Below are 3,828 nucleotides of genomic sequence, written 5' to 3' on the forward strand. Positions count from 1 at the left end.
TGTTCAACAAGGCAATCAAGCAGACCTTGGCTGAGGCTCTGCAAAAGCTTCAGGCCGCAGAAGCAAGGGCCGTGGCCGTTGACCGTTCGACGGCAACAATTGAATTTAAACCCGATGGCACCATCATAGGTGCCAATGAGAACCTTCTTACCACCATGGGCTACCGACTGGAGGAGATCGTCGGACAGCACCATCGTATTTTCTGTTTTCCTGATTACCAGGCGAGTGCCGACTATCGTAAGTTCTGGCAGCGCCTGGCTGGTGGCGAGTACATACGTGAACGTTTCCTGAGGCGTAATAAGCAAGGCCTGGAGGTCTGGCTCGAAGCCAGCTACAACCCTATCCGAGGCGCCGATGGTCGCGTCGAAGGCGTGCTGAAGCTGGCCACCGACATTACTACTCAGGTGATCCGTGAGCAGGAGCAGAGCAGCATGGTTCAGGCCATCAGTCGCTCGATGGCTGCGATTTCCTTTAACTTGAAAGGTGAGGTTCTCGACGCCAACGAAAACTTCGAGCAGGCCATGGGCTATCGCCTGGATGAGATTCGGGGAAAGCACCACCGCATGTTCTGCACACGAGGTGAAGCGGACTCTCCTGAATACCGCGATTTCTGGGAGCGACTGAACCGTGGTGAGTTCTTCTCTGGACGCTTCCAGCGACTCAACCGGCATGGCGATACCGTCTGGCTGAGCGCAACCTACAACCCGGTATTCGATGCCAGTGGCCGGCTTTACAAAGTAGTTAAGTTTGCCCGTGATATTACGTCCCAAGTGCGCCAGCAGCAGGCAGAATCCGATGCAGCCACGCTCGCCTACAATATATCCCAGCAGACGGACAGAAGCGCTCGCCATGGTGCCGAGGTCATTAGTGAAACGGTCGAGGTGGTACAAGGCATAGCAGCCGAGCTCTCACGAGCGGCTGAAGGCATCACTGCAGTCAATCAGCAGTCAGAGATGATCCGCAGCATCGTGCAGACCATCCGAGGTATCGCCGAGCAGACCAACCTACTTGCTCTAAATGCTGCTATCGAAGCTGCAAGGGCGGGTGAACAAGGCCGAGGTTTTGCGGTGGTCGCCGATGAAGTACGAAACCTTGCAGCCCGCACGGCGCAGGCCACCGTGGAAATCGTCGATGTTGTGAAGCGCAACCATGAACTAGCGCAGGATGCTGTGGAGAGCATGCAGGCTAGTCGCCAAAAGGTCGATCAAGGCGTCGATTTGGTCAGCCAAGCCGGCTTTGTGATAGAGGAAATTCAGAGCGGAGCACGGCAAGTAGTCGACGCCGTGCGCCAGTTCGCCGAGGCAAAGGAAGAGCTCTGATGTAACTGTATCGGGCACAACCTCGTAAGGCTGTTCCAATTTCTCACGATAAGCGTGCTTGTCCAATATGACATCATCGCTGCTTACTGGGCGCAACTGAACGTTTGCATCCGAGCATCACGTCTTACGCAATTAGACCGGTTGCCAAATATGCGGCAGCAAATGATCGATTTCACTCGCCCGCTGCGTCGGCAGGCGTGTGAGCACGTCCTTCAAATAGGCATACGGATCATGACCGTTGAGCCGCGCAGACTGGATCAAACTCATGATCGCCGCCGCCCGTTTTCCGCTGCGTAGCGACCCTGCGAAGAGCCAGTTCTTGCGTCCAAGAGCCCATGGTCGGATCTGGTTCTCTGCCCAATTGTTGTCTATGGGTACAGCCCCGTCATCGAGGTAGCGCGACAGCGCTGCCCAGCGTTTCAGGCTGTAATCGAGTGCTTTGCTGATGGCTGAGCCTTCGGGCACAAGGTCGCGCTGGGCGCTCATCCAGACATGTAGCATGTCCATTACCGGGACGGCTTTTTCTTTCCGTATTCGCCGCCGTAAATCCGGCTCCAGATCGCGGACTTCGCTCTCGATTTCGTACAACAACTGGATATAGCGCAGGGCTTGCTCAGCAAGCGTGCTTTTATTCGTAGCGTGCAGCTCGAAGAATTTGCGCCGTGCATGGGCCATGCAGCCGATTTCGGTCACGCCGAGTTCGAAGCTGGCTTTGTAACCGCCAAAATCGTCACAGACCAGCTTGCCCCTCCAGCCTTGCAGGAAGTTGCGAGCATGCTCTCCGGCACGGCTGGGGCTGAAGTCATAAACCACCGCTGCCACATCCGAGAACTGGCTGGTGGCGTAGGCCCAAACATAGGAACGGTGGGTTTTCTTTGTTCCCGGCATGAGCATTTGCACGGGTGTTTCATCGGCATGAATAATCTGCTGCCCGAGTACCACTTCGCGCAGCGCATCGACCAGCGGCTGCAACTGAACCCCAGTCACGCCAACCCATTCGGCCAAGGTTGAGCGTGGAATCGCCAGGCCCGCTCGACCGAAGATCGATTCCTGACGGTAAAGCGGTAAATGGTCAGCAAACTTGGCAATCATGACGTGGGCCAGCAGCCCAGCGGTTGGGATGCCCTTGTCGATGATCTGAGCCGGAACCGGTGCCTGGATAAGCGTTTCGCAGTCATCGCAGACCCATTTGCCACGTACATGACGCTCGACGGTGAACACGCCCGGTGTGTAATCCAACTTCTCACTGACATCTTCACCGATGCGTTTCAGCGCGCAGCCGCATGGGCAGTGAGTGTTGTCAGGTTCGTGATGGATCAGTGTGCGTGGAAACTCAGCCGGCAATGCAGTGCGCTTGGGCTTCTGCTTTTTCTCGGTCGCCGCTGGCACTGTTTGCAAGGCCTGAAGCTCTGCTTCAATCGCTGCGATATCTGTATCGATCAGGTCATCGAGCAAACTGGCCTGCTCAGGATTCATCTGCTCGCTGCGCTTGGCAAATTTCAAGCGCTTGAGCTGCGCAATTTCGAAGGTCAGCTTCTCGATCACCGTCTGATCGCGGTTGATCTTCTTGCCCATGGTTTCGACCGTCTTACCCATTGTTTCGACTTGCGAGAGCAATTGCGCAGCTAAGGCACGCAGTTGGTCGGGAGTCATTTGGTCGAGATTGGGAGAAGAAGTCATGCGCCGAATTTTGCCAGAGCAGGCGCTTCGCGGCGATAGACCGATAGGCTAATGGCAGCCGTTAAAGCAGTGTGATCGAGCCGCCGGAACCTGCTCGTTGCCATGGCAGGCCCAATACCAAGGCTTGGAGTTGCTCGGTGTCCAACTGCATTTCAGAGCCATGACGAATGCTTGGCCAGTGGAACTTGCCCTGGCTCAACCGGCGCGCCGCCAGCCATATGCCGAAGCCGTCATGCACCAGCACTTTCATGCGATTGGCGCGGCGGTTGGCGAAAAGATAAGCACAGTGCGGCTGCGCCGCACCGAACACCGCAATCACCTTGGCTAATGCCGTTTCGGTACCAGCGCGCATGTCCATCGGCTCGGTGGCGAGCCAGATGGAGTCGATGCGAATCATCGCAGAAGGTCTCGAAGAAAGGTCGCGCAGGCAGCAGCATTTTCAGTGGGCCAGTTCACTGTGACGGTGCCACGCGGGTGCTGTATTTCAACGCAAATATTCGATGATGATGTGTGGGATTTCGCCCCTGCCAGCGGCACGGGTAACGGAATAAATGCAGGTTGCAGCGCCGTGCTTTTCTGCGCTTGCAGGCGAATCCATTTGTGGACGAGGTTTGCGTTGAGGTTATGGCTGAGTGCGATGCTGGCAATCGAAGCACCGGGCTGGGCACACTCTTGAATGACCTGAGCTTTGAAGGATTTGGAATAGGAACGGCGTGTTGGCTGCATGAAATACCCGCTTAAAAGGCTAGAACTGGTGCCCACTTAAATGTAAGTGCACACCATGTCTTGGCTTTGCAGGGCTGGGTAGATGACTTGGCCGTACGCATAC

At 56.0% G+C, this 3,828-nt stretch carries 4 protein-coding genes; 1 reads left to right on the forward strand and 3 read right to left on the reverse strand.

Annotated features, from left to right (window positions below; genetic code table 11):
• Positions 1-14 precede the first annotated feature (14 nt).
• The gene (locus GIW79_RS29330; RefSeq protein ID WP_442968640.1) at positions 15-1,319 is read left to right on the forward strand and encodes a methyl-accepting chemotaxis protein; all 1,305 of its coding nucleotides are present in this window, start codon (positions 15-17) and stop codon (positions 1,317-1,319) included.
• 132 nt (positions 1,320-1,451) lie between these two features.
• On the opposite strand, the gene tnpC is transcribed toward GIW79_RS29330, so the two are convergent.
• The 3 genes from tnpC to tnpA form a co-directional block, all read right to left on the reverse strand.
• The gene (tnpC, locus tag GIW79_RS29335) at positions 1,452-2,999 is read right to left on the reverse strand and encodes an IS66 family transposase (RefSeq protein WP_034128274.1); all 1,548 of its coding nucleotides are present in this window, start codon (positions 2,997-2,999) and stop codon (positions 1,452-1,454) included.
• Between the two features lie 61 nt (positions 3,000-3,060).
• The gene (tnpB, locus tag GIW79_RS29340; protein ID WP_009682493.1) at positions 3,061-3,396 is read right to left on the reverse strand and encodes an IS66 family insertion sequence element accessory protein TnpB; all 336 of its coding nucleotides are present in this window, start codon (positions 3,394-3,396) and stop codon (positions 3,061-3,063) included.
• Positions 3,393-3,725 carry an IS66-like element accessory protein TnpA gene (gene tnpA / locus GIW79_RS29345; RefSeq protein WP_009682494.1) on the reverse strand — a complete coding sequence of 111 codons (333 nt, stop codon included), beginning with the start codon at positions 3,723-3,725 and terminating at the stop codon, positions 3,393-3,395. Before tnpA ends, tnpB begins: the two co-directional genes overlap by 4 nt.
• Positions 3,726-3,828: the final 103 nt, after the last annotated feature.

Source organism: Pseudomonas sp. PA-7-1E, assembly GCF_021605325.1.
Lineage (GTDB): Bacteria > Pseudomonadota > Gammaproteobacteria > Pseudomonadales > Pseudomonadaceae > Aquipseudomonas > Aquipseudomonas fluorescens_BV.

Coding starts and splice junctions, on each gene's coding strand:
- tnpB (WP_009682493.1), bottom strand. CDS start 3,396: ATGATTCGCATCGACTCCATCTGGCTCGCCACCGAGCCGATGGACATG.
- tnpC (WP_034128274.1), bottom strand. CDS start 2,999: ATGACTTCTTCTCCCAATCTCGACCAAATGACTCCCGACCAACTGCGT.
- tnpA (WP_009682494.1), bottom strand. CDS start 3,725: ATGCAGCCAACACGCCGTTCCTATTCCAAATCCTTCAAAGCTCAGGTC.